Genomic DNA, 22,288 nt, shown 5'->3' on the forward strand with positions numbered 1-22,288 from the left:
CCGGTTCCTGTCTCGGTCCGGGGCTTTCGTCTAGAGTTCCCGGCCGCATGATCGATGCTTCTCGTGGCCGGCGGTGGGCGGTCCTCCTCCTCGTTCCGTTCCTCGTCGGTGCGCTCGCGTGGGCGCTCCGGCGGCAGGGCCCGGAAGAACCCCGGGCACCCCGGCACACCCGCACTCCGAGCGCATCCCGGCCGGCCACGCCTCCCGGCAAGCCCCTCCGGCTCGCCCAGGCCAACATCCCCGCACAGCTCGCTCCAGCTCCCGCCCCCTCCGTCAGCCGAGCACTGCCGGCGCCCTCGCCGCGCGCCCTGAGGCTGTACCAGCTCGGGAAGAAGCTCGGCACCCACGAGCCCCACTTGGAGAACCCCTGCGTCGCGCAGTCCGGCTCCTCGTGCTCGCGCACCGCACTCACCCCCTTCTTCGAGTCGCTCGACGCCCTCTCCACCGGCAAGGCGGCCTCGCCCGTCGTCATCTCCGCGTTCGGCAACTCGCTGATCGCCGGGGGCCGCATCGTCGACATCGTCCGCGAGGAGCTCGGAGCCACCTTCGGAGACGCGGGCCGAGGCGTGCTCTTCGTGGACCGGCTCGCGCCGTACGGGCCCCGAGTCCGGGCCGGCTTCTCGCGCGGCGGCTGGGAGGCGCGCACCCTGGGCGAGATGAAGCTCGCCGAGCTGCCCTTCGGCCTCACCGGCATCTACCACCAGTCCACCGCCGCGAAGGCCAGCAGCCGCTTCACGCTCGAGGGAGAGCCGCGCGGCACCCTGTGGTGGCTCGACGTGCCCCGAGCGGGCGCGCTGTCCGTCCACGTCGACGGCCAGGAGCTCGCCCGCGCCGAGCCCCATGGCAGCGGCCAGGCCCAGGCGCTCACCTTCGATCTCCCCCACGGAGCACGCACCCTGGACGTGGTCGCCGAGGGCCGTGGCGCGGTGGTGCTCGGCGTGGTGCTGCAACAGGAGCGCCCCGGCATCGTGCTCGACACCCTGGGCGTCCCGTCCTCCGACGCCAACCTCTTCCTGCGAGCGCGCGAGGACATCTTCCGCGCCCAGCTCGCCGAGCGCTCGCCGAGCCTGCTGCTCTTCATCCTCGGAGGCAACGAGGCCAAGCGGCTCGAGTGGGGCCGCTCGAACATCGCCGAAGTGGAGGAGGGCCTGCGCACCTTCGTCCGCCGCTCGCGCGCCGCCGCTCCCACGAGTGCCTGCCTGGTGGTGGGCCCCATCGACGCGGTGCGCGGAGGCACCGGGCCGCACAGGCTCGCCCAGCGGCCCTACCTCGACGAGGTCATCTCCATCGAGCGGCAGATCGCCCTCGCCGAGGGCTGCGCCTTCTTCGACATCTTCTCCACCATGGGGGGCTCGGGCTCGCTGGCGCGCTTCATGGATGCCGGGTTCGTCCATGAGGACCTGGTGCACCCGCGCGGCCAGGGGTTGGATCTGCTCGGCCAGCTCCTCACCGACGCGATGCTGCGCGCGTGGGTGGACTCCGGAGACACCAGCCGGCAGACCGCCCTGGCGCCGCCGCTCCAGGCCTCGGAGGAGACGCGGTGAGAGCGCTCCTCGCGGCGCTCCTCCTGCTCGGTAGCACCGCGCTGGCGGTCCCCCGCCCGGCCGAGTCCCAGCGGAAGGACACGCCCTTTCCCACGGAGGTGCAGCGCGCGCTGAACGCCCTCGTGCGCGCCGAGCTCGCCAAGGGAACACAGGCGGGGCTCTCGGTGGGCGTGCTCCACGGGGGCATGCGCTGGGTGGCCGGCTACGGACTGAGAGACATTTCCCACAAGCTGCCCGCCACGCCCCGGACGACGTACCGGATGGCGTCCATCACCAAGTCCTTCACCGCCGTGGCGGTGCTCCAGCTCGAGCAGGAGGGGAAGCTGGACCTGGACGCGGACATCCACACCCTGGTGCCCGAGTACCCCGAGAAGCCCTGGCCCATCACCGTGCGCGAGCTGCTCGGACACCTGGGCGGCGTGTCCCATTACGACGGCCCCGAGGCCTCGGAGAACACGCGCCACCTGGACACGAAGGGGGCACTGGCCCTCTTCGCCGACAAGCCGCTCGTCGCCGAGCCCGGCACGAAGTTCGTCTACACCACGTGGGGCTACAACCTGCTCGGCGCCGCGGTGGAGAGTGCCTCGGGCCAGGGCTACGGCACCTACCTGAAGGCCCACGTCTTCGGCCCCGCGGGCATGAGCCACGCGGCGCTGGATGACTACCGCACACGAGACAAGCAACACGCCCTGGGCTATCGCATACACAAGGGACAGCTCATTCCCTCGCACTACCTGGATGTGTCCAGCCGGTTCGCCGGCGGAGGCACACGCGCCTCGGTGGAGGATCTGCTCGGCTTCGGAGAGGCCATGCTCCAGCACCGGCTGGTGTCGGCGGAGACGGCGAGGAGGATGCAGAGCTCGATGAGCACGCGCGAGGGCCAGCTCACCGACTACGGAATGGGCTTCGCGACGTACCCGTTGCGAGGCCACTACATGGTGGCCCACGCGGGAGGCCAGCCGGAGACGACATCGCTGCTGGTGCTGCTGCCGGCGGAGGATGTGGTCATCGCGCTCGCCACCAACCTGGAGGGAGACGCGAAGCGGCTGAGGCGTGTGTCCACCCGCATCCTCGAGACATTGCTGGAGGACGGGCAGGTGCGCCGAGACGCGCACGTGGTGGAGCCGGTGGACGCGGTGGTGCACGAGGGCCTCGCGCGCCTGTTCACCTACGGGCTCGCGTACCACCTGTGGGCCACCCGGGGGCCCGGCGCGATCCCCGAGCCAGGCGACGAGAACGAGGCCTTCACCCAGGTCTCCGCGCTGCTCGAGCGGACGACGATTGCACAGGACCCACAGGCGGCACTGGAGCGCGTGCGAGGAGCCCACCAGCCCCGAGCGGGCTCACTGCTCATCCGGGTGGGCGCGAGGATGGCGCGGACACTGGAGCAGGCATGGGGCGCGGAGAAGCTCCGCGAGTATCCGGCGAGAGGCCCGCTCGCCTTCTTCATCGACTACCTCGCGGCCTGTGAGCAGATGAACTGCCCCGCCGCACAGCGCTTCAGCGAGTCCCTCCAGAGCGACGTGAGACACTTCGACGAGGTGTGGCAACGCGCACAGGTGTCCGAGCTGAGGCGCGTCCGGCTGGACGAGGTGAAGGACCCGGAGACGCTCTGGCCCGCGCTGGAGGAAGCCACCACGAGTGCGGCGCTGCACCCGGACTACGTGGAGGAGATGCTCCGAGTGGCCGCGCGCTACAGACGACAGGGGAAGAGCGCGGAGCAACTGCGCTGGCTGGAGAGAACAGTGGCCCTCCATCCGAAGTCGGACGAGGCCCGCCAGGCGCTCGCCAAGGTGCAGGCGCCGGAGACACAAGAAACAGAAGTGCCCGCCACCACCGCGCCCCGCCGCGCGACGGACGGGAGCCCCGTGCCCGACGACGCCGGACTCGTGCCAGGAGGCGCCTCTCGTCCTCCACAGCGCCCCCAGGAGCGCACCGCGGACCCGGGAGGCTGAGCTCCGGGTCACTCGTTTCAGCCTTGCTCACAGGATGCCTGTACCCCGAGGCTGAGCTGATGCCTCAGCGCCCCCCTGACTCGCCCCCGCACACCTGGTGCCATAGCCGAGCCCTGCTGGCTCTGGCCTTCATAGCACTGCTGACTGGCTGCGCCACCGGCACGCACTGGCGAATGGACGGGGCGCATCCGCGTTCTGCGTCCTCCTTCGCGCTAGCGAGTCCGGCCCAGCCCGCCGCATCCTGGTGGGAGGACTACCACCCGATCATCCCTCGAGGGCAGGACACCTGCGCGCTAGTGCAGGAGTCCGCTCAAGTGGAGATGGGCCTGCGTCTGGCTCCGGGAAGAGACCTTCGTCCCCAGCAAGCCATGGCCCTGTGGTCCTGGCTGGCCAAGGCCCCCGTGCCCCTGCGCACCTTCGCGCCTCGCACAGCCCTGGCCTGGATGCTGCGCCATACCCAAGCGCAGGTCCGGCAAGTGCCCGCCGCCGAGCTGCGAACCCTCTGCGAGCGCATTCTCCTCCTCGTCGTCCCGCGACCTGACGGTTATCTCGCCTCCGCGTTCACGGGGCAGCCGCTGCAACGCGCAGGGCAGGTGGCCTTGCAGGAGGGAACCCTCGTTGCGGGCAGCTTCCTCGTGGGCCGCCTCTACCTCTCACACAGCGGCGTCCTGTATCCATTGGACGACGAGCTCCAACGCGCCAGCGACATCCCCCTGGGCGAGCTGTCGGTGGACAAGGACATCGTCAACACCGCCCTGGACGGTGCCCAGGACGCCATGGTGGAAATGGCGCGAGCGTTGGCCGCGAGCCTGATGAACGTCGATGGCACGCTCGAGGGGCTACACCGACTCCCCACCGCCGTCGCCACGCTCATCATCTCCTCCCCCGAGTACTTCGCCAGCTATGGGGACAGACCTCTGCGCGAGCAGGTGAGAGAGGCCGCCCGGCTGTCCACGCATCTGCTCATGCTCGCGGGAGGGGCAGCGGAGGTAGGGGTACGCGTCGCGGGCACCGGAGCCCAGGTGCCGCTCCTGACGCTCAGTGCCCAGGGAACACTGGCACTGGAAGTGACGACCGTGCCAGTCGGCGCGATGAGCGCGGTATTGGGAGTAGGGGCGGGCACGCTCGTCCTCATGTCCGCGCCACCATCACTGGACCCGGAGTCCACACGGGCGCTGTACGACAAGGGCATGCAGGAGGCGCGCAAGAAATTCCCCCACCTGGCGGGCGGCCCCAAGCAGAAACACCATATCCATCCCCGCTACCTCGGCGGTCCGGAGAACGGCCCCACCGTGGACCTGGACCCCGCCTATCACCAGCTCATCACCAACGAGTTCCGGAAATTGGCTGGCTATGGGAGGAAGTTGCCCTCACTAAACGCCGTGTTGGCCTTCATGAGAGCTGTTTATTCCAAGTACCCTCTTCCCGGAGTCCATTTCTAACCATGCAAAACACACTCGAGGTGCGGCTCTTCGCGGATGATGCAAGGCAATTCCTCCCTCCCAACATAGGAGTGGAGCGCGGCTTGGCGCGCCGGGTTTTGCTCAAACTGGATGACCCACTCGTCGACCAGATAAGGCAATACGAACAAGAGAAGCGAAGGCATGAATCGATCGCGGTCACCTACTGGGAGATCCACCGGAAGTACACTCCCGAGGAGCTGAAACAGGCGGAGCTCTTCTGGCTCAGGGTGCGTCCATTCTTCGAACCAACGGGCGAAGACTGCGGCACGGAGTATGACGAGACGAAGGCGTGCCCCCAGTGCGGATTCGGCGCCAAGCAGGTGGGGCCTCTACACCTGGATTTGAAGCGGATACCCAAGCGCGACATCGCACGGACACTGGGAGGAGAGATCGTAGTGTCCGCAAGGCTGGCCGATAAACTGAGCACCGCGGGCCTCTGCGGTTACGAACTGGGACCGGTCGTGAGCCGGAACGGCACCCCAACCCCGGACTGGTACCAGATTCTGTTACCCGAAGGTTCGTTGGAGCTGGCACCTCAGACCCAGGTGGGACACAGCTTCTTCGCTCCAGAACCAGACAGTGCTCGCTGCCCGAATGGGCACGTGATCGGATTCACCGTGCTCTCCGAGGTATTCATCCAGCGCTCTAGCCTGAGTACAGCGGACTGGTTCTGCACGCGCCAGTTCCTGGGAGAGCGCTTTGGCCCCTACCGTCCCGAGCCGCTGCTGCTCATCTCCCAGCGGCTCCACCAACTCCTGGTCTCTCACAAGGTGAAACGCTTCGACGTGGAAGTAGCCCATCTCGTCTGATGCTCGACCGGACCTGCTTCGAGTCGGACCCACCAGGGTTGTCTGGCCTGAAACGGACACCGGGAGCGCGAACGAGAGGATGGATTGCCCCCGGGCCGCTGCTCGCGCGTAAGGTGCGCCTCCCTTTCTCGGAGGTTCGAACCATGTCGAATCGGTCCTGCTCGCCCCGGGCGCTGCTGCTCCTGGGGCTCCTCGCCACGAGCTGCGCCATGAGCGGCAAGACGTCGCCCGGTGCGGAGCCCTCCACCCAGACAGCCCCGCAGGGAGCCCAGGAAGAGCGCGGCGCGGCGGCCATGCTCGATCACTTCCCCACGCTGGAGAAGCGCCCCTCGGGCCTGGAGGTGGTGGCGCGCCTGGAGCAGACACCGGGCAACATCGCCATCACGCCCGAGGGCCGCATCTTCCTCAGCCAGCACCCCTTCGGCGCACCGAAGTACGCGGTGGTGGAATTGCTCCCCGGCGGCACCACGCGCCCCTACCCCACCGAGCAGTGGGCCAGCGCACCCGGGCCCGATGGCACCGGCCTCCAGACGGTGATCGGCCTCGAGTCGGACAAGAACGGGGTGCTGTGGATTCTGGACAACGGCAAGGGCGGAGGCGAGGGCGCGAAGCTGGTGGGCTGGGACACGCGCGGCGAGAAGCTCGTGAAGACGATTCCCCTGCCCAAGCCGGTGGCGGCGTCCAACTCGTTCCTCCAGGACCTGGTGGTGGACCCGGACCGGGGCGTGGCGGTGCTCGCGGACATGGGCCGGGGAGACCTGGTGGGCGAGAGCATGCCCGCGCTGGTGGTGGTGGACCTGAAGAGCGGCCAGGGCCGGCGCGTGCTCCAGGGCCACCCGAGCCTCCAACCCGAGGACGTGCCCATGGTGGTGGAGGGCCGTCACATCACCGTGGCCGACAAGCAGGGCAAGCAGGTGGAGCCACGGCTGGGCCTCAACCCCATCGCGCTCGATCCGAAGGGCGAGTGGCTCTATTTCGGCTCGATGAACGGCCGAACGGTATGGCGCGTCCGGATGGACGACGTGCTGGACCCGAAGCTGTCCACGGAGGAGCTCGGCCAGAAGGTGAAGCCCTACGGGCAGAAGGCCGTGAGCGATGGCATGAGCATCGACTCGGTGGGAAACCTGTACATCACCGACCTGGGGGCCGGTGCCATCGGCGTGACGAGGCCGGATGACCCCTACGAACTCTACGTGAAGGACGAACTGCTGCAATGGCCGGACGGACTGACGTACGGGCCGGATGGATACTTCTACGTGACGGTGAACCAGCTCCACCGGCACGCGGCGCTCAACCAGGGGAAGTCCGCGACCCGGCCACCGTTCCTCGTGGTGCGCTTCAAACCCCTGGCCCCGAGCGCCGTGGGCCGCTGAACCGTGCTCTACTCACGGCACGCATCACGAGTGAAGAAGGAGAGCCGATGTTCCCAGTCGAGAGAGGCCACGTGAAACGGCTGGGAGCGGACGACGCGCTGGCCCTGCAAGCCCTGCTCGAGCGCTGCCGTGACTTCCTGGAGCTGACCCACGAGGCCCCGCGACCCGGCGCGGCGCGGGAGTTCCTGAACAACCTGCCCAACGGAAAGACACTCGAGGACAAGTTCGTCCTCGGGCTGTACGCGGAGGGCGCGGACGAGCTGGCCGGAGTCATCGACATCGTGCGCCACTGGCCCATACGGGACGAGTGGATCATCGGAACCTTCCTGCTGGAACCCACCCGCCGCAATACCGGACTCGGGGCGAGCGTGCACCGCGACCTCGAGCAGTGGGTGCGAGGCCAGGGCGCCACGGGGCTCCGGCTCGTCGTGCAGGTGCAGAACCCGGCGGGGCTGCGGTTCTGGCAACGGCAAGGCTACGCCATCACGGGCCAGACGGTGCAGAGAACGCACGTGAGGGAGAACATCATCCACCTGCTGCGCAAGCCGCTCGACACCTGAGAGCGCATCACCAGCGCTCGTGCCACTCCAACCCGTCCGGAAGTGACTCCGCCGCGTATTCCAGATGGAGCACGCGACGATGCACCGGAGCCGTGGCGGAAGAGGAGGCGTGCAGCAGCAACGGCCGCATCACCAGCAACCCGCCACGGGAAAGAAGGCACTCGACGGGCTCGGTGCGCTCACGCCATGAGGCGATGTCCTCCGGGCCGAGCCGCCCGGCGCGGTGGGAGCCCGGCAGCACGCGCACCGGGCCATTCTCCGCGCCGCAGTCATCGAGATGCAGGCGCACGGCCACCATGCGCTCCAGCAGAGTGGTGGGCGGTTGCACATGGGGGATGCCGGCCTTCTCGGACCAGGGGCCGAAGCCCTCGACGGAGCAGCGCTCGCGCACGGCGATGGTGAGGTCCTGGTGCCAGATGACCTTCCAGTTGGCCTCGGGTGTCTTGTCGAAGAGAAGGGCACGAACCGCGAAGCATCCGAGACCCAACACGGCCTCGGCCGCCGTGCGCACCGCCCCCGAACGGGCGAGGTTGCGCACTTCGGACACCGACTCGAAGAGGTCGCGAGTGCCGCCACGCCGCCGTAACTCCGAGCCGAGGGAAGGCGTGGAGAGCGCCGCGAGCAGCGCATCGATGTCGGCACCCGGCACGGCTTCCGGAATGAGGGCGAACCCGTCCCTCTCGACGCGTGCAGCCCATTCGCCGTGCATACCCTGTCTCCCGATGGCTCGTGCTACGACCCTGGAGTCCTCAGCAGCATACCCTCACTGCGACCGGAGCCGCGAACGCCCATGCTCGAGCTGCGCGCCTGCATCGATGTCGATGACCTGGACAAGGCCATCGCGTTCTATACCCAGACGCTCGGGTTGAAGCTCGGGCGACGGGTGGGCTCCGATTGGGCCGAGTTGCTCGGGGCCTCCTCCCCCATCGATCTGCTCGGCAAACCCGCGGGAAGCCCGGCCAGCCCGAGCCTGTCCTCCCCGCGCGACTACCGCCGGCACTGGACCCCCGTCCACCTGGACTTCACCGTCACCGACCTCGACGCCGTCGTCCAGCGAGCCAGGGCCGCGGGCGCCACGCTCGAGCGGGACATCCAGGAGCGCGAGTGGGGCCGCATGGCCAATCTCGCCGACCCCTTCGGGCATGGCTTCTGCCTGCTCGAGTTCCGGGGCCGGGGCTACGATGAGCTCGTTGGCTCCTGAACCCATGCCGGGCCGCTCGCCCGCCTCTCGGCCGGACATTCTCTCGGGCCGCGCTGAATCCGTTCGAGCCCCAGGGGCTCCTCCATGGAAGACTGCGACCCCATGTGCGCAGTGCTTCGCTCATCGCTCATCAGTCTGACGCTCGTGCTCTCCACCGTGGCGGGCACGGCGACCGCCTCGGGGAAGCACCGGGGCTTCCATGATCGCGTGCCCGATGACGCTCGCGTGGAGCGGGTCCTCCAATCGCTGACCCTGCGCGAGAAGGTGGGGCAGTTGCTGCTCGCCTACCCGCAGGTCGGCAAGGAGAACCCGGTGGAGGTGGGCGGGGTGCTGTTCGTGGGAGGGACACTGAAGAAGCTCGACGCGGCGAAGGAGCGTATCCGCTCGTCGCGCGAGCGAGCCCGGGTTCCCCCCTTCTTCGCGGTGGACATCGAAGGAGGAGGCTTCAACCGCCTCAACCGGCACCCCTCGCTCAAGGAGCTTCCGTCCGCTCGGGAGATGGCCACGATGGAGGACGCCGACGTCGAGGCGTGGGGCGTGCGAGTCGGCAAGGCGATGCGGGAGGTGGGGCTCAACATGAACCTGGCGCCCGTGTTCGACGTGTCGCCCGCGGGCCACATGTTCCGCAACGGGCGCGCGTTCTCCGGGGACGCCGAGGTGGTGAAGCAGAAGGCCACCGCCTTCGCACGAGGCCTGGCCCGGGAGGGAGTGGTCTCCATCGGCAAACACTTCCCGGGGTATGGAGACCTCGATGCCGACTCGGACCACGTGCGAGCCATTGCCGACTGGACGGTGGAGCGCGTGCGTCAGGAGGCGTCGGCGTTCCGCGCGGCGGAGCGGTTCCTCGGAGGGGTGATGATGTCGAACATCGTCTACCAGAAGTTCGGCGAGGCGCCCGCCATCCTCGAGCCCTCGCTGGTCGCGATGGCGCACGAGGGCGGATGGATTGCGGTGACGGACGACGTGGCCATCCGCGCGCTGGCCGAGCACCTGGGCACCGAGCGCGAGGAAGTGGTGCGGCGGGCCTTCCTCGCGGGCAACGACGTCATCCTCACCACCGAGCCGCCAGACTGGTCGGGGGGCCTGGACTACTTTGGCATCCTGACGAAGCTGGCCGGATCGGAGCCGAAAATGGCGGAGCAACTGGACGCGGCGGTCCGGCGGGTGCTGCGCATCAAGGACCGGATGGGCCTGCTGGACGAAATGTAGCGAGCTGGAACGGAGAGATGAAGGAACGTATACCTGTCATCCGGGTGCGGGCGGACAATGGCTTCCTGGTGGCCCCGCGATGGTCTCATCATCTGCTTCTTCATGCGCCGCTCGCATGGAGAAGTCGCCCCTGCAGTGTGGAGGGCCCTACAGACGTTTCTCCGTGCCATCCCTCCCCAGGCCTTGAGCTGGTACGTCGCATCCAAAGGGGGCTTCCTCCATGAGGAGCGCTCCAACTGGTTCTTCTTCCTCAAGCAGGACCCGGAGGACATGCGCCGCTGGATACGCCGCTTCTGCTCATGAAGCCGGGCGGGATATAGACGGTCCATCAGTTCGAAATGAACTCGTTGCACCTGGCTCTGCGTTGAGCCAACGGACGTCATGCAGATCCATGCCTGGTACAAGAGCGAGGAGCGCAACCTGGGGGCCGTGCGGACTCAGGTAGAGCCGGTTCTTCGGCGAAACGGCTTCGTCCTCGCGCCATGGAGCGGAACGCCCTCCGCGGACATCTCGAGCTGGGACCAGGTGACCTTGGAGGACCAGCCGATCTGGTACTCGCTCACGCGGCGGACGGAGGGACATGTCGTCTTTGAACTCGCATCTCGCAAGCCGCAGGTGAATCTGGCACCGATCTTCCTGCGAGCCTTCTCCGAGCTGCTCGCGAATCGCACCCTCGTCTTGAACGAGTGCATCCTGTCCACCGCAAACATGGATGAGTATCCCTTCTTCACGCACTCGCTGGGGGGCACGCTCAACATCGTGAAGATGAGGAAGGATGGCTCCATCGAGGCACAACGGAAGGCTGGGGACTCCGACTACTGGAAGGAGGCCGGGTCAAAGCTGCACTTCGTCGCCGCCTATCTCTTCGAAGACCCCAGGTTGCCCTCACCCCAGGACTGGTCCGCGCGAATCCGGGCCCCCATCCTCAAGAGTCCCCACGGCCCCATCTTCGACTGCGGGTGGTCCCAGCTGTTTCCAACGTTGGCCCCCACGTTCAACGGCTGAGCCCAGGCTCACCGCTTCCGGCGGCGTGTCCCTCGCTCGTAGCTCTTGAGCTTGCGGTAGAGCGTGGTCGCTCCGATTCCCAGCTCCTGCGCGGTGCGCGTCCGGTTCCCCCCGTTCCTCGCGAGCACCGCGAGAATGTACTCGCGCTCCAGTTCCTCCAGCCTCCGCACCGCTCCCGTCAGCGAAGGCGTGGGCAACGCGGCTCGGACATCCTCGGGCAGGTCCTCCAGCTCGATGCGTGAGCCCCTCGAGAGCGCAACCCCGCGCTCCATCGCGTTGCGCAGCTCGCGCACGTTGCCCGGCCAGTCGTGCCGCTGCAGCTGATCCGCCACGTCCGCGCCAAGGCCCGGCGCCGTCCGCCCGAGCTGCCGCGCCGCATCCACCAGGAAGACGCGCGCCAGCGGGAGAATGTCCTCGCGCCGCTCTCGCAAGGGCGGCACCGTCAGCTCCACTACCCGTAGCCGGTAGTAGAGGTCCTTGCGGAAGCGTCCCGCCGCTACCTCCTCGGCCAGCGGCCGATTCGTCGCCGCCACCACGCGCACGTCGATGGGCCGATGGTGGTTCTCCCCCACCCTCCGCACCTCGCGCTCCTGCAACGCGCGCAGCAGCTTCGCCTGCATGCCTGGCGGCATCTCGCCAATCTCATCCAGGAAGAGTGTCCCGCCCGCCGCCGCCTCCAGCAGTCCCACGCGCTCGTGTGTCGCTCCCGTGAAGGCCCCTCGCGCATGGCCGAACAGCTCCGCCTCCAGCAGCGACTCCGTGAACGCCGCGCAACTGATGGCCACCAGCGGTCCCCCCGCCCGCGCGGACTCCTCGTGCACCAGCCTCGCCACCCGCTCCTTCCCCGTGCCGCTCTCGCCGATGATGAGCACCGTCGCCTCGCTCCTCGCCGCCCGCCTCGCCAGGTCCACCACGCGCCTCATCCCCGGGCTGCGCGCCACCAGCCCTCCCGGGCCCTCCGGCTCGCCCACCGCCTGCTCGAGCGCCCTCGTCCGCTCGCGCAGCTTGCGCTCCGTGCGCTTGAGCGCGCTCGCCACCTGGTGCAGCGAGGCGTCGAGCACCTCGCCCTGGAAGTACGGCAGGTGCTCCTCCAGCTGGCTCCCCCACTCCTCCAGCGTCCGGCCAGCGAAGTGGCACGCCGCGTCCCCCCTCGCCACGCACCGGTCCTCCAGGATGTAGAGCGGCCGGCCCGCCGCCCGGCTCATGTAGCCGCTGGCGAAGCCGCACAGCGTCCAGCACGAGGGCGCCTCCGCGCGCCCCAGGTGCAGCAGGTGCTGCTCCGCCTCGTACGAGTCCTCGAGGGTGACGCCCTGGGGCGAAAGAGGGTCGTTGTCCTCCAGCCGGATGCGAACCAGTCCCTGAAGCGTGTGGATGAGCCCGCCGGCGGCTCGCCACTCGGCCTCGCTGCTCCACCGGAAGCCCTTGCGCAGCGCCTCCGCCATGCGCCAGCCGTGGGCGAAGGCGAAGCGCGTCAGCACCGCCCTCGCCCCCGCCAGGCCCAGCATCTCCACCAGTTGCTTGCGCAAGAGCCCCAGCGCCACCGCGTCCAGGATGAGCGCCCGCTCGCCCGCGAAGCGGACGCCCTCCTGTGCATCCACCTCCAGCAGCATGTCGATGCGCAGGTCCTCGGCTCGCATGGATGACCCTTTCATTTTGAACGAACGGTAGTTCGTTTCGACCGGCGGGCCCACGCCCGCCTCCGCCAACCTCGCGGACTCGTTGGGCCACGGAAGTGGCCCGGAGATTGCTCTGTTGAGGAACAACCCGGGTCGCTCACGCGGAATGCGAGAGCCCTCGCCCCCCGGGGGACCAGGAGGCGCGGTGTCGTTCCGACGAGAGACGCTGGAGGACGGCGCGGTGCGGCTGTCGAGCGAGCGGTGCAGCTACACCTTCCGGCGGCTGCGTCCGGGCGTGGTGTACATCCGCCTCACGGGGGATGACCGGGGCGAGTTCGACAACGCCCCCCGGGACGAGCTGCGCGAGGACCTCCGCCGCTATGCCCCCGTCGAGCTGTTCTTCGAGATGGATGAGACCACCGGAGCCAACCTGCCCGTGCAGGATGCCTGGACCGAGTGGTTCAGCCACCACCGTCCGGCGCTCAACAGCGTGAGCGTCCTCACGCGCAGCAAATACATGCACATCAGTGTCGAGATGTCGAAGCTCTTCTCGCGCACCGGCGAGCTCATCCGCGTCTACCTCGACCCGGAGCCCTTCAAGGAGGCGCTCCGGCGCGCGGCGCCCGGTGCCGCCCTGCTCGAGCCGAGGAAATAGGAGGCCCTCCCGCGGGAGGGAAGGAGACAGCATGTCGTTCAAACGAGAGGCCCTGGAGGACGGCACGGTCCGGCTGTCGAGCGAGCGGTGCAGCTTCATCTACCAGCGCCCCCGCCCGGGGGTGGTGCACATGCGCATCGTGGGCTCGGACAAGGGCGAGTTCGGCACCGCGCCCATGGACGAGCTGCGCGAGGACCTCTGCCGCTTCGCTCCGGTCGAGCTCTTCGTCGAGATGGATGAAATCACCGGGGCCAACCTGCCCGTGCAGGAGGCGTGGACGGAGTGGTTCAGCCACAACCGCTCGGCGCTCAAGAGCGTGAGCATGCTCACGCGCAGCAAGTACATGCACTTCACCGCCGAGGTGGTGAAGTTCTTCTCGCGCACCGGCGAGCTCATCCGCGTCTACCTCGACCCGGAGCCCTTCCTGGATGCACTGCAGCGCGCGGCGCCCGGGACTCAGAAGTCGAGAAAGTAGAAGCCCCCGGGAAAGAACCTCCGGCCCGATATACGCGCACGAGCCGCGCGTTTGGGAAGTCAGCGGAGGCAACCCATGGCTGAGCTGGCGTCAGAGGTGAGAGTGGTGGTCGCGCGGTTGAGGAATCTCTTCGTCGACATGGCGCGTCAGGGGGCCTTCGCCAACCCCCTGGACGAGATTCCCCACCCGGAGCTCGAGCCCCGGCAGCTCCAGGTGCTCTGGTGGCTGCACGCCGAGGGCCTCCTCACCGTCAACGCCCTGGCCGAGCGCATGGGCATGTCCATGCCACCCATGACGCGGATGTTGGACAGGCTCGAGGAGCTGCAGCTCGTCGCGCGCCACCGCGGCACGCGCTCGGACAAGCGGCACGTCCTGGTGCGGCTCACCGAGAAGGGCCGCCTGGCGGGGGACGCGGCCGACACCGTGGTGCAGGAGCGTCTGGCCCACCTGCTGCTGCCCCTGGAGGGCGAGGACCGGAGCGCGCTGTTGGACCTGCTGGAGCGCTGGGTGGAGGCGCTCGCGCGCAGGCCCGAGCCGATTCCCCCGGAGGTGCCCCAGGACCTGCCCGGAGCCAACCGGCTCTCCGCGTGACCTGACGAGGCCGCTCCCGTCACGCCCCGCTCAGCTCTTCTTCTCGAGCTCCTCGGGGTGGAAGACGCGCGAGGCCACGCGGTCCAGCACCTCGTCACCCCAGACGAGGCTCGCCTTCGCCAGGCGCTTCATGTCCTTGGCGAAGTCGCCGCCGTCCGGCACCTGGGTGTAGACGCGGCTCAGGAAGAGGCCGCGGTTCTCCCGCTCGTAGTCCACGGTGCCACCGCCCGTGTCCGTGCCCTCGCGGGCCTCGGCCTCGAAGCCCTCGAGCACGCCCGGCTTGGGCGGCTCGTGGAAGCGGTAGACGAGCGCGCTGCACTCGAGCGACTTCGAGTCCTCGTGGTACTCGAAGTACACCTGCGCCCCGCCCAGGGCGATGCCACCAAAGCCCTGCGCGTTGAGGCCCGGGCTCAGCACCGCTCCCTGCGAGCGCGAGTACCAGCGCAACAGCTCCTGCGCCGACTCGCGCGTGAGGGCGCCCCCACTGGGAGGCGGAGGCGGCGCGAACCCCACCGCGGACATCAGCCACTGGAGCATGGTGCGCCTCTCCGTCACTCGAACTTGCCGGCGCGCGCCTGGTCGAAGGGCACGCGGTGCGACAGGTAGGCGTCGTTCAGCGAGTGGGTGCCGTTGATGCCCGAGCCGTAGTCGAAGCGGTGCACCACCGCGCCCTTGCCGCCGTTGCGCGCCCACTCGTCCACGCCCTTGCCGTTGCCCTGGCCGAACCACGTGGGGACGATGTCCTTGTTGTTGACGTAGTGCACGTACTTGGGGCCGTCCGGGAAGTGCGCGGCGGCGCCACCGAAGGTCTCCACGTCCACCTTGCCCAGCGCCTTCTCGACGTCGGCCTTGGACATCCCGTCTTCGATGCGCAGCCGGTTGGCCACGTCATTGAGCGCGCGGCTGGTGACGAGCGCGCCCTGGCTGTGGGCGAACAGGTGCACCGAGCGGCCCGCCTTCAGCTCCGAGTAGACGGTGTCCGCCAGCGTGTCCACCGCCGGGTTGCTGCCCTTGTCCAGCTTGTCCTTCACGCACTGGGCGAGGTCGGCAATCATCCCCTCGGTGGCGTTGTGCACGCCGACGACCTTGGCGCCGGTCCGGTCGGCGATCTGCTGCATGCTGTTGAACTGGTCGTCCTTCGTGTTGGAGATGCCGTTGACGTAGACGAAGGTCTGGGTGGGGTTGGGGTTGTTGCGCGGGGTGACGCCCGGAATCTGGCTCAGGGGAGTACCGGGCGGGAACGTCTTGCCGCCGGCGCCCACCAGCTGCCCGTCGAACACCTTGTCCGGCTTGGAGCCCCCGAAGATGCCACCCAGCAGGCCCTTGGCCTTGCTGGTGCCCTTGGACTCGAAACCGTCGACGAACTGGCCCGCCTTGGAGGCGCTCCCGGAGACGGTGTTGGCGATGGGGCTCACGGTCTGCGCCGTCTTCTCGACGGCATTCTGCGTGCCCGTACGCACGGTCTGGAGGAGGTTGCGGCTGCGGTCGATGGTGCTCATGGGGGGGACTCCGGCGATGATTTTTTGAAAATCCGTTACGGGATTGTCGCGAGGAGGGGTGTGGGAGTTGCGTCCCCATTCTCACATTCTCTCGCCGAGGAGAGCCATGCACGCCTGGTACAGCGCCGGAGTCCCTGACGCTCCGTGTCAGACGCGCTGGGGCGGGTGCTTTGGATCCAAACCGAGCTTCTGGAGCAACTGCCCCCGGGCCACGCCCAGCCCGCCCCGGGCGAACGCCGCGAACCACGCGCCGCCCGTGGTCCGCGAGATGAAATCGCGCGTGCGGCCCTGGTCCTGCACCACGGGGGTGATGAGGGCCGGGTCGTTGAAGTTCTCGGTGAAGGCGTCGGCCAGCCGCTGCACGGCGCTCTGGTTGCCCCTGCGGCCGTCACTGCCGTACTGGGCCATCAGCAGCTCGCGTGCGGCCGGGGTGATGGGCTCCAGCAGGAAGTTGGTGAAGGCGTACGTCGGTTGCCCGTGCCGCTCGTAGAAGCGCTCGAAGGTGGCGCTCATCCACGCCGCGTCGAAGGGCCGGTCCCCCCGCTCGGCCACGCACTCGAGCAGGTTGCGCACCTGCTTGCTGCCGTTGTTGGCCCCCTGCCCCGCGATGGGGTCCACCGACATCACCGTGTCGCCCAGCGCCATCACCTCGCGCCCCGAGGGCAGCCGCCCCACCGGCCGGCGCACCGTGGGCGTCACCGCGCCCACCAGCCACCCGTTCGGGTCCGACAGCTCCGCGGACTGGAACCAGTCGGCGTCCCAGGGGAGGAGCTCGCGGAACAGCCCCTTGGCGATCTCCACCACCTGCTCGCCGCTCCGGGCCTCGCGGAACCGGTCCAGCGGCCCGCCCGGCTTCGCCTCGAAGAGCACGTTCCAGCTCGGGCCCACGTCCTTGTGCAAATAGGGGATGTAGAAGACCTCGCCCGCCTCCGGGAAGGCGTTGAACTTCACCGGGACGAGGGGCAGGCCGTCGAAGCGCATCTTCGGGCCCTTCACGCACATCATCGCGAGCTGGCGCTGGGGCGCGTCGTACACGCTCCGGGCCGCGTCGCGCTCGAAGAGCTGGCACAGCTCCGCGCGGCCGGCCGCCACCAGGGTGAGGTCGTGCGCGGCGGCGATCTCCTCCAGCCGAGACACCGTGACGGACTCGATGTGGATGCGGCCGCCGCGCTCCGCCAGGTCCATCATCCACCGGTGGCTCTGCAGCCGCACGTCGATGGCCTGGCCGGCGCGGCTCAAGCGCCCCGTCAGCGTGAGCAGGCGGTTGAGCGGCGCCGGGCAGACGAGGAGGTGCGCGCCTTCCACCCAGTGCACCTGGTCATCCCAGTGGTTGAGGCCGAGCTCCCGCTCGAGTTGCAGCGACAGATCGAAGCGCGCCGCCGTGCCGGTGGGCCGGCCCTGGAGCCACTGCTCGGGCGTCCGGTCCGAATAGAGCGTCACCTGATGGCCCGCCTTGCGCAGACCGTGTGCAGCCAGGAGTCCAATGATTCCCGAGCCGATGATGCCGATGTTCCGCATGTCTTCCCCCCGTTGGGATTTACGACGGGGAGAGAGTCCATCAGGTACCGGGTGTGATGTCACTCCCACCCTGGCCAGTCAGGCCAGGAAGGCCCTGTCCGGCAGGGGATGGCCAGAGCGCTCACACGAGCCGGCCCGCGTGCGTGGCCCGGAGGGTCGCGAACTCGACGACCTGTCGAGCGACCATCTCGAGCTGCGCGGCGCCCTTGGCATCGACGCAGGCGCCCTGGTCGTCGAAGAGAGGGGTCGTCGTGTTCAACATCACCCCGAGCGGGGTCGGCCATGCACGCAACGCATGGGCGATGGAGCGCAGCGCCACGAGGGTGGTTCCACAGGCCTGCCAACCGTACGCCGTCACGATGCAGCCGAAGGCCCGGCCATCGAGGTAGGGCCGCTCGTCACGATTCAGGTCCTCGAGCTGATCCAACGCGTTCTTGATGAGCCCCGAGACACTGCCGTGGTAGCCCGGACTGCCCACGAGGATGCCGTCACAGCGCCGGACCGCGTCGACGAGCGCGCGCTGCTCGTCATTGCGCGCAGGATTCTCGGGGGCGTAGATGGGCAGCCGGGTGAGGAAGGGGCCGTCGAACAGAAGCGTCTCGGCACCTGCGGCCTCGGCCGCCAGCAGCGAGACGCGCATCGCTCGCTCCGTCGAAGAGCCCGGACGGGTGCTGCCCGCGATGCCGACGATCAGCGGACGCCGGGTGGGTTCCCCTGCTCTTGGGTTCGTCATGAGCTACTTCTAAGCCCGCGCCCCTGGTCACCGCTGGCGAAAATCCACCTCGTCGCGGACTCAACCTGCCTGGCCGGGCTTGCGCACCCAGGCGCCGAGCGCCGGAAGCAGCCGGTGGTAGGCCTGAAGAATCTCAGAAGGAGCAGGTCCACCCGCTCGATACCGGCACGCGAGCGCAGGGCATCTTTCGTCAATGACTCGATGTCCCGGCGGGCCAGGAACGTGACGATTCGATTCAAGTCGAGTGCGAGCTCCTCGAGTGGGAGGCCCGCGCCTGTCCATGGCGTGTCCATGGTGCCCGAGCCTCGCCGCACAACCCAGACCGGCGCAAGCGGACCCCTCTCGATGCGTCACCGTCTCAGTCGAGGAAGCGTCTCCACCAGCGCTTCGCCTCGTCCTCGGTAAAGCGCATATCGGAGTAGCGGGGTGGCTCATCGAACAAGGTTCTCTGGGACAACCTCAGAGGCTCGAGCCAGGGCTCCAGAGCCCGTGCGAGCTCGCGATATGCCGGGAGCGTCTGCCCGGCGGACAGGTCTCCCGCTTCTGGCTTCTCGCCGAGGGAGACCACAACGCGCTCCTCATCAAGCTCGTGCACGGTGGTCTCGGGAGCATGGAGGCGAGAACGAAGGGCAGTAGCTCCTCCGAGCTGACCCAGCACGGGCTGCGCGAGGAAGTTGAGCCAGTGCACACCATCGACTCGCGCGCCCAGCCGCGTCGGGGGGAGCCATGCTGTGCGCAGATCGATCCCTGGGTAACGAGCGAGTTCTGCATGGAAGGCCTCGTCCGCAGTGCGCAGATACCGGTAGAAGCGTAGAGCAAGGCCTGCATGGCCGGTGGCGAATCGCAGCCGGGAAGCCATATCCAGAGCCAACTCGCGCACCCGCGTCGGCCCGTTCACCTCCAGGTACTCGGTGGGGAGTGTCGCGGTGAGCAGGCTCACTGACTCCGGGAAGGGAGTGCGCCAGGGAATGCGGGCTCGGTAACAGAGTTCGTAGCCGTTACGACTGAGAAAGCCTCTATCGAAGAGCAGTTGAGTCGCGTAGCCCCTCTTTTCCATTCGACGGGCAGTGTCCTCGCTCAGCTCTTCGATGAAGCGGAACGACCGCTCTGGCCGGAGGAGTTTGCGAATATAGATCCAGCGTTCCTCGGTCAATGCGTCGCCTTCGTCGTCATTGAGGTAGGCATGATTGATTGTTCTGGGGCCCTGCCCGACCGCACGCATGTAGCTCTCGACCGCATGGCTCACCCCCGAGGCAATCTCCGGGTGATCATGCGGCATGTAGAAGACCAGGCGCACAACGTCTCGCACGAGCAGCTCTCTCACCAGGCGCGGCGGCTCTCCGTCATGGAACCTCCGGCGAAAGGGAGAAATGCCTCGGTACCGAACGCGTGGATAGAGAGCGTTCATTCTTCACGGAGCCCATTCAAGGGGGTCGAGCCCCTTCGGGGAGACGACAACCACCGGACAGCGCCTCGTGAGCTTCTGGTAGCCCTTGAGCTGAGCATCAACACCGGGAGCCAACAGAGGGCTCAGCTTGTGGTCGGCGAGGCAGGGAAATTTGAACTCGTAGACACACTGCACGTCGGTGGCATTCCTCGTCCCGTGCACCACGAAATCGGGACGGAGCGTGTCGATGCCCCCGTTTGTGAGCACGGCCCCCTCTACATCGGGGTCCGGCTTGTAGCGAGGCTCGACGGTGAAGTTCTCTCGGAGGTCCGAGGGAAGACGAAGCTTGATACATGCAAAGGCCGCAGCGTGCTTGAGCCGCCCCAGTTCCTGGGCGAGGGTAATGGGGGTGTCGTCGCCCTCAGTGAATCTGACGATCTTCTTGCACTCCTTGTCGTTCGGGAACTTGCCGTTCTCGAACCGGGAGGCTCCATCCATCCGCTGGTAGGACTCGTTGACGTCCGCATGGGCCTGCGCCACGCACTCCTTGAGACTCGCCTCGACGAGGTCCAACTCGTCGCCAGTCAAGGCACGCGCGAAGGTGTTGAGTCCCTGGACGGTCGCGCCAACCTGGATGACCTTCTCAAGAATCTGGCCGGACTGGGTCGCCGTCGGCGCGAGAAGCTCTCCGGTGCTCGCATTGACCGGGGCGGCACAGGCGGGGCCACACGACTGGTTGAACTGAGAGCGTCCGCCAGTGAGTTGCCCGCCCCAGGAGGGCTCGGGCTGTACGCGCGCTGTGCTCAGGGATGTGGCGCAGGAGAGGCTGAGCAGCGCGGCTGCCAAGGTCGCGAGCACGGTCGATGGATGAACGGGCATGAGCACCCCGCGTCATGTCACAAGGCGGGTGCCAGGGACTACACGCAATCGCGACCTCGCCCGTCAAGGCGGCACGGGGAAGACGGCCCCCGCCGAGCCCTGATGCCGCCCGGCCTCCTCCCACGAGCCGGTGTTGCTGAGCTGTGGCGCGGGCCGTGGCGCGGACCAGCGGAGCGGCACGCCGTTCTCAATCCACGTGCCTTCCGTCACACGGAAGCGCAGGAGCCGCTCCGCTCCCGTGAAGGCCTCGACCTCGGGCCCATCCCAGACAATCTCCGTCTCCCCTGTCAGCGACAGGAGCCCACCCGAAGTGAAGTCGACGAACAGCAGACCGGCTCGCGGGTGGAGGACCAGATTGCCCAGCGTGTTGAACTGAAGGTTGCCACTGAAATCTGGAGCCGTCAGGACGGTGCGGCCGGCCTCCTCCGTCACACGCACGAAGCCGGGTTTGCCTCCGCGATGCGAGACGTCGACGCCATCGACCGGCTCTCCCCCGCGTGCGGCCGGGGACGCCGACGCGATGAAGAACGTATCCGCGCGCTCGATGAGCCCCGCGCTGGCACCCGACAGCAACGGGCCTTCCTTCCGCACCGGCCGCGGCTCGATGACACGAGAGGGCTCGGCCACGAAGACAGGATCCCGTGCCTGGATGTACTGCGGGCAGTTGCCGAAGCTCTGACCAACCTGGACGGCGAACCGGTCCTCGTCGAGCTCCACCACCGTTCCGTTCATCCGGTTGCGGCGGCGTGTCTCGAGCTGGATGCCCAGAAGACCCAGGGGCGCGCCCACCGTGAGGTTCTGGCCCAGGGCATCTCCGAAGCCAGGGCGCGCGGAGATCACGAGCGTCCGGGGGTCCGGCGAGCTCACGAAGCCCGGTGCTCCCACGAGGATGGAGGCCCAGGGGCGTCGCTCGCCATCCAGACTGCCGACGAGCAGGAAGGGCAGCTTGCAGAACAGCTCACGGTGCTGGTCCGGCATGAATGAGCGGATGATCTTCCGCCCCGTCTGCTCGAGACGACCGCGCATCCCGACCCGCTCCTGCACGGCCTGCTCACCGGCGTGGAACGGCGACCGTTCGAGCGGCCACCCCGACAGCGGTGAACCGGGGACATTCGATGGACCATTCGGTGGCATGACAGGACCTCCCGCGATGACTCAGGCCGCGAACCGGGTCGGCGTCCGCCGCATCGGCACGAAGCCGGGCAACGCCTCGATGCGAGCGAGCCACGCCCGGACATTGCCGTAGGGCTCGAGCGACACGCCTCCCTCGGGGGCGTGGGCGGTATACGTGTAGAGCGCCACATCGGCGAGCGTCGGCTCGTCCCCGACGAGGAAGCTCCGGGTGGACAGATGCGGGTCGAGCACCGCGTAGAGCTGGGAGGCGATCTCCTTCGCGCGCTCGGCGTCGAGCTTCCTGCCGAACACGGCGACCAGGCGCGCCGTCGCGGGACCCGACGCGAGCAGCCCGGCCGCGACCGAGAGCCACTGCTGCACTCGCGCCGCCGCGACCGGCTCACGCGGAAGCCAACGCCCCGACGGGTCATACCGCGTCGCGAGATAGACGAGGATGGCGTTGCTGTCGGCCAGCGTCACCTCTCCGTCCTCGATCACCGGCACCTGGCCGAACGGGTTCCTGGCCAGGAATCCGGGGGACTTCTGCTCCCCCTGGGTGAGGTCGACGTCGATGAGCTCGAACGGGAGCTTCAGCAGGGACAGGAACAGCTCGACCCTGTGCGAATGGCCGGACAGGGGGTGGCGATAGAGACGGATGGGACGGGTGGGCTGGGTCATGAACGGCAAGATGCTCGTTGCGGCC

22 protein-coding genes are annotated in these 22,288 nt (G+C 68.2%); 12 read left to right on the forward strand and 10 right to left on the reverse strand.

The features are described 5' to 3' along the window. The first annotated feature begins 47 nt into the window (after window positions 1-47). From DAT35_RS48325 to DAT35_RS48350, 6 genes are all read left to right on the forward strand, one after another. Entirely contained in the window at window positions 48-1,544 is a 1,497-nt protein-coding gene (locus tag DAT35_RS48325) for a GDSL-type esterase/lipase family protein (protein ID WP_108076139.1), read from the forward strand. Continuing rightward, on the forward strand, window positions 1,541-3,499 hold the full coding sequence (locus tag DAT35_RS48330; RefSeq protein WP_108076140.1) for a serine hydrolase domain-containing protein: 1,959 nt from the start codon (window positions 1,541-1,543) through the stop codon (window positions 3,497-3,499). Before DAT35_RS48325 ends, DAT35_RS48330 begins: the two co-directional genes overlap by 4 nt. A gap of 320 nt (window positions 3,500-3,819) precedes the next feature. Next, entirely contained in the window at window positions 3,820-4,941 is a 1,122-nt protein-coding gene (locus DAT35_RS48335; RefSeq protein WP_158502184.1) for a hypothetical protein, read from the forward strand. Window positions 4,942-4,943: 2 nt separating this feature from the next. Next, a complete protein-coding gene (locus DAT35_RS48340; protein ID WP_108076142.1) occupies window positions 4,944-5,771 on the forward strand; it encodes a hypothetical protein in 828 nt (275 codons plus the stop codon). Between the two features lie 143 nt (window positions 5,772-5,914). After that, window positions 5,915-7,144 carry an L-dopachrome tautomerase-related protein gene (locus DAT35_RS48345; protein ID WP_158502185.1) on the forward strand — a complete coding sequence of 410 codons (1,230 nt, stop codon included), beginning with the start codon at window positions 5,915-5,917 and terminating at the stop codon, window positions 7,142-7,144. Between the two features lie 71 nt (window positions 7,145-7,215). Further along, window positions 7,216-7,704, forward strand: a complete 489-nt coding sequence (locus tag DAT35_RS48350) for an N-acetyltransferase (RefSeq protein ID WP_158502186.1) — start codon at window positions 7,216-7,218, stop codon at window positions 7,702-7,704. Window positions 7,705-7,711: 7 nt separating this feature from the next. Here the strand turns inward: DAT35_RS48350 and DAT35_RS48355 are convergent, their stop codons facing one another. Then, a complete protein-coding gene (locus DAT35_RS48355; protein WP_108076145.1) occupies window positions 7,712-8,413 on the reverse strand; it encodes a phytanoyl-CoA dioxygenase family protein in 702 nt (233 codons plus the stop codon). Window positions 8,414-8,494: 81 nt separating this feature from the next. On the opposite strand from DAT35_RS48355, the gene DAT35_RS48360 reads away from it, so the two are divergent. The 3 genes from DAT35_RS48360 to DAT35_RS48375 all read left to right on the forward strand — a co-directional run bounded on the left by DAT35_RS48360 (window position 8,495) and on the right by DAT35_RS48375 (window position 11,119). Beyond that, on the forward strand, window positions 8,495-8,905 hold the full coding sequence (locus DAT35_RS48360; RefSeq protein WP_108076146.1) for a VOC family protein: 411 nt from the start codon (window positions 8,495-8,497) through the stop codon (window positions 8,903-8,905). 102 nt (window positions 8,906-9,007) lie between these two features. Beyond that, complete coding sequence (locus tag DAT35_RS48365) at window positions 9,008-10,114, forward strand: glycoside hydrolase family 3 N-terminal domain-containing protein (protein ID WP_108076147.1); 1,107 nt, start codon at window positions 9,008-9,010, stop codon at window positions 10,112-10,114. A gap of 381 nt (window positions 10,115-10,495) precedes the next feature. Next, window positions 10,496-11,119 (forward strand): hypothetical protein, encoded by a 624-nt coding sequence (locus DAT35_RS48375; RefSeq protein WP_108076149.1) that lies wholly within the window; start codon window positions 10,496-10,498, stop codon window positions 11,117-11,119. Between the two features lie 8 nt (window positions 11,120-11,127). Here the strand turns inward: DAT35_RS48375 and DAT35_RS48380 are convergent, their stop codons facing one another. Then, entirely contained in the window at window positions 11,128-12,756 is a 1,629-nt protein-coding gene (locus DAT35_RS48380; protein ID WP_108076150.1) for a sigma-54-dependent Fis family transcriptional regulator, read from the reverse strand. 184 nt (window positions 12,757-12,940) lie between these two features. On the opposite strand from DAT35_RS48380, the gene DAT35_RS48385 reads away from it, so the two are divergent. The 3 genes from DAT35_RS48385 (at window position 12,941) to DAT35_RS48395 (ending at window position 14,456) form a co-directional block, all read left to right on the forward strand. Next, window positions 12,941-13,390 (forward strand): hypothetical protein, encoded by a 450-nt coding sequence (locus DAT35_RS48385; protein ID WP_108076151.1) that lies wholly within the window; start codon window positions 12,941-12,943, stop codon window positions 13,388-13,390. Window positions 13,391-13,421: 31 nt separating this feature from the next. Then, window positions 13,422-13,865 carry a hypothetical protein gene (locus DAT35_RS48390; protein WP_108076152.1) on the forward strand — a complete coding sequence of 148 codons (444 nt, stop codon included), beginning with the start codon at window positions 13,422-13,424 and terminating at the stop codon, window positions 13,863-13,865. Between the two features lie 75 nt (window positions 13,866-13,940). Beyond that, window positions 13,941-14,456 carry a MarR family winged helix-turn-helix transcriptional regulator gene (locus DAT35_RS48395; RefSeq protein WP_108076153.1) on the forward strand — a complete coding sequence of 172 codons (516 nt, stop codon included), beginning with the start codon at window positions 13,941-13,943 and terminating at the stop codon, window positions 14,454-14,456. Between the two features lie 30 nt (window positions 14,457-14,486). On the opposite strand, the gene DAT35_RS48400 is transcribed toward DAT35_RS48395, so the two are convergent. The 8 genes from DAT35_RS48400 to DAT35_RS48440 all read right to left on the reverse strand — a co-directional run bounded on the left by DAT35_RS48400 (window position 14,487) and on the right by DAT35_RS48440 (window position 22,263). Beyond that, on the reverse strand, window positions 14,487-14,993 hold the full coding sequence (locus tag DAT35_RS48400) for a type III secretion system chaperone (RefSeq protein ID WP_369946363.1): 507 nt from the start codon (window positions 14,991-14,993) through the stop codon (window positions 14,487-14,489). Window positions 14,994-15,007: 14 nt separating this feature from the next. After that, window positions 15,008-15,955 (reverse strand): hypothetical protein, encoded by a 948-nt coding sequence (locus DAT35_RS48405; protein WP_108076154.1) that lies wholly within the window; start codon window positions 15,953-15,955, stop codon window positions 15,008-15,010. Window positions 15,956-16,102: 147 nt separating this feature from the next. Further along, a complete protein-coding gene (locus DAT35_RS48410; protein WP_108076155.1) occupies window positions 16,103-17,473 on the reverse strand; it encodes a styrene monooxygenase/indole monooxygenase family protein in 1,371 nt (456 codons plus the stop codon). A gap of 121 nt (window positions 17,474-17,594) precedes the next feature. Then, window positions 17,595-18,206 carry an NADPH-dependent FMN reductase gene (locus DAT35_RS48415; RefSeq protein WP_108076156.1) on the reverse strand — a complete coding sequence of 204 codons (612 nt, stop codon included), beginning with the start codon at window positions 18,204-18,206 and terminating at the stop codon, window positions 17,595-17,597. A 358-nt stretch (window positions 18,207-18,564) separates the two neighbouring features. Further along, window positions 18,565-19,530 carry a type VI immunity family protein gene (locus DAT35_RS48425; RefSeq protein ID WP_233262147.1) on the reverse strand — a complete coding sequence of 322 codons (966 nt, stop codon included), beginning with the start codon at window positions 19,528-19,530 and terminating at the stop codon, window positions 18,565-18,567. An 87-nt stretch (window positions 19,531-19,617) separates the two neighbouring features. Further along, complete coding sequence (locus tag DAT35_RS48430) at window positions 19,618-20,472, reverse strand: hypothetical protein (RefSeq protein ID WP_158502187.1); 855 nt, start codon at window positions 20,470-20,472, stop codon at window positions 19,618-19,620. Between the two features lie 63 nt (window positions 20,473-20,535). Further along, complete coding sequence (locus tag DAT35_RS48435; protein WP_108076159.1) at window positions 20,536-21,498, reverse strand: pyridoxamine 5'-phosphate oxidase family protein; 963 nt, start codon at window positions 21,496-21,498, stop codon at window positions 20,536-20,538. 129 nt (window positions 21,499-21,627) lie between these two features. Then, a complete protein-coding gene (locus DAT35_RS48440; protein ID WP_199243225.1) occupies window positions 21,628-22,263 on the reverse strand; it encodes a glutathione S-transferase family protein in 636 nt (211 codons plus the stop codon). Between the last annotated feature and the right edge of the window lie 25 nt (window positions 22,264-22,288).

This window comes from Vitiosangium sp. GDMCC 1.1324 (assembly GCF_003044305.1).
Classification (GTDB): domain Bacteria; phylum Myxococcota; class Myxococcia; order Myxococcales; family Myxococcaceae; genus Archangium.